Below are 3,012 nucleotides of genomic sequence, written 5' to 3' on the forward strand. Positions count from 1 at the left end.
CTAACAAGTTATTAAAAATCGTAAGACGCAGATAATTGAATTCTACGAGGAGACTGGTAAGACTGAGCTAAACCAAACGTAGCATTTCCATCGCCAGCAGCTATTTCTGCAGCTTCGTCGTAACGAGTTTCAGTAGAAGCATCAAATACGTTAAATACATCCATAGCTAAACGAACTTTCTGATCGTTAAAGCGAAGGTTATAAGTAAAGTTAAGATCTAAGCGTGCTGTCCATGGTGTAGTACCCATGCTGCCACGAGGGAAACGTTTGTCACCTACGTAGTAAGTATCACCGTATACGTATTTATCAGGGTCTGGAGTATAACCTTGACCTAAAGCAGTCCAAGGACGTCCAGATGCGATATTAACATTAGCACCAATTAAGAAGTCTTCTGTAACAGCAAAAGCACCATAAATTTTAATGTTATGACGACGATCTGCAGGTAGATTACCATTAGCACCATCCATTAAATAAGGGTAATCCCAATCTTGCGTAAGACCTGCATCATCTTGACCATTATCAGATTTAACAAAACCTTCTGTATTACCATAGTTGTGAGACCATGTGTATAGCGCTTTTAAAGACCAAACCTGATCCCATGTTTTCTCTAATGTTAAATCAACTGATGCATATTTACGCTTAGCATCCGGATAACCTAACTCTTCTGCACTAAAGCTATATTCTTCAGTGGTGCCGTCACCATCAAGATCGAAATTGAAAGTAGCGCCATTACCAGGGTTAAATAAGAACCAGTTTTCACCTAAATATTCACCATTTTCATCACTAAAGATATAAGAACCATCATCAATTTGATTACCTAAAACACGGTAAGTAGCCTTGACTCCCCAAGACCAATCATCATTAATTGCTGCTTGATAACCAATCATATACTCATCGTTATACATAGGTTCAAGATCTTTATCAGATAAGGTATTTGATGGTTTTGCAGTACCGTCACCACCATTAGAAATAGCAGGATCACCTAGCTGAGTACCTAAACCAACAGGGGTACCGTCAGCATTTAACCCTTCATAGGCGTACCAAGTTTGGATATACGTTTCTGCACCAGCTAAACGAATATTTGTATTAGCTGCTACTGGTAGATAATAACGACCAGCAGTGAAGAACAACTTACTATCGCCATCTCCATTAATATCCCAAGAACCACCTATACGAGGAGCAATTTGGTTATCAATAGAAACAAACTCTTCGCCATCTGCATTGTAGTTAGTAAAGCTATCATTACGGAGGCCTAATGTTAATGTTAAATCTTCAGTAACTGACCATTGATCTTCAATATAAATAGCCCAGTTTTCTACTTCAAACGAACCGCCATTTTTATAATCGCGTACACGTGTTGTCTTCATTTCTTCAGGTAAGACATAACCATTAGCCAGCCTTGCGCCTTCTTCATATGTACGATAATAGTAGTAAACGCCACCAGAGTTTTGTGTTGTTGAATCAGCTGTATTAGTTTCAGAATCATAGCCAAATCTTAACGTGTGCTCATCGTTTAGGTAGTAATCAAAGTCAACTCGCAATTGCTCGCGTTTATCTTCATTTTCACCAACGGTAAAGTTTACATAACATGTAGTATCCTCACCTAAATCGGCATCATAACCTGTAGGACAATCATCGAAGTCTGAGTAATCAGTTTCTGAAAACTTAACTTGGCCAAACATTGCTGACATACTTAGATCATCTGTAAGGTTACCAGTATAGCGAACTGCAAAACTTTCTCCGCCTCGCTTATGATAAGCTGTGCCACCATCTACAGTATAATTACCATTTCCTTGAGGATCTGAAATTGTTTTTTCTGAATAAGTGCGTTTGTCACTAAAGCCCCAAAGCATTAGTTGATGATCTTCGTTAATATTCCAGTCAAAGCGTGCTAGGTAATATGGGTCATCATCTTTTTCAACTGTTAAATCTGTTTGAGATGCATTACCATATTCGTAGTCATTATCTCTTGCAGTGTAAATACCATAGAAAAATAATGTATCTTCAATTATCGCACCTGAAGCATAAATACTTGTTTCAAATGAGTTGTCATAGTCGTCTTGGTTATTAACATATAAATCACCAATACAATGCCCATCAGCGTCTTCACAACGATCATTTTGTTTATAAAGTGAATTAGGAGCTTGCTCACTTAATGAGTCAGACGAATAAATCGTTTCAACACCAAAGTGAAAATCATTAGAACCAGATTTAGTAACTGATGAGATTAATCCACCGGTAGTACGCCCAAACTCTGCAGAATAACCACCCGTCTTAACTTGGAAGCTATCGTACGCGGTGAAAGGGATTGTTGCGCCACCAAGACCATTTCGGAAATTAGTCATATTTAGACCATTCACGTAATAAGCATTTTCAGCTACAGAAGCACCACCAAATGAAGCTTGGTCGCCAAAACGACTGTCCCCTTCAGTTGCGCCAGGCGCAAGCAATGCAACTGAAGTTACAGAGCGAGATATAGGTAAAAGTTCTAGTTCTTCAGAGCTAATATTGAGTGAAGATTCTGATGCAGAAACATCTATCGCACGAATAGAACCACCGACAACTGCAATTCTTTCGATATTACCTGTAGTTAGTGGAATTTCAATAAGAGCTGTTTTACCAACTCCTATTACTACATCTTTAACTTGAGCTTGGTCAAAACCAGCTTGTGAAACTACTATATTATACTTGCCTACCGGTACCTGTTTTAGATCGAACTCGCCGTTAGAATCTGCAATAAGCGTTTTTGAATAACCTTTAGTGTCATCTGTTATTGTTATTGTTGCACCCGCTAGCGAAACACCTGACTGAGCCGTTAAGCTACCTTTTATAGCGCCGTTAACGTTATCTGCCATTGCAGGCATTGCCGCACTTAACGTCATTGCAACTGCTGCAGCAGTAAATGAGCGTTTAAATGTCTTAGAAAAATTATGGTTCATCTTGATTTATCCCTAGATAATTAAATTATTATTTTTTATGTATTACATTATTTAAATTCACATAAAAATTACT

General features: G+C 38.2%; 1 protein-coding gene. It reads right to left on the reverse strand.

The features are described 5' to 3' along the window. Nucleotides 1-11: 11 nt before the first annotated feature. On the reverse strand, nt 12-2,939 hold the full coding sequence (locus tag H5072_RS15710) for a TonB-dependent receptor (protein WP_182694052.1): 2,928 nt from the start codon (nt 2,937-2,939) through the stop codon (nt 12-14). Nucleotides 2,940-3,012 lie beyond the last annotated feature (73 nt).

It is taken from the genome of Pseudoalteromonas sp. SR45-5, from assembly GCF_014163565.1.
GTDB classification, from domain to species: domain Bacteria; phylum Pseudomonadota; class Gammaproteobacteria; order Enterobacterales; family Alteromonadaceae; genus Pseudoalteromonas; species Pseudoalteromonas distincta.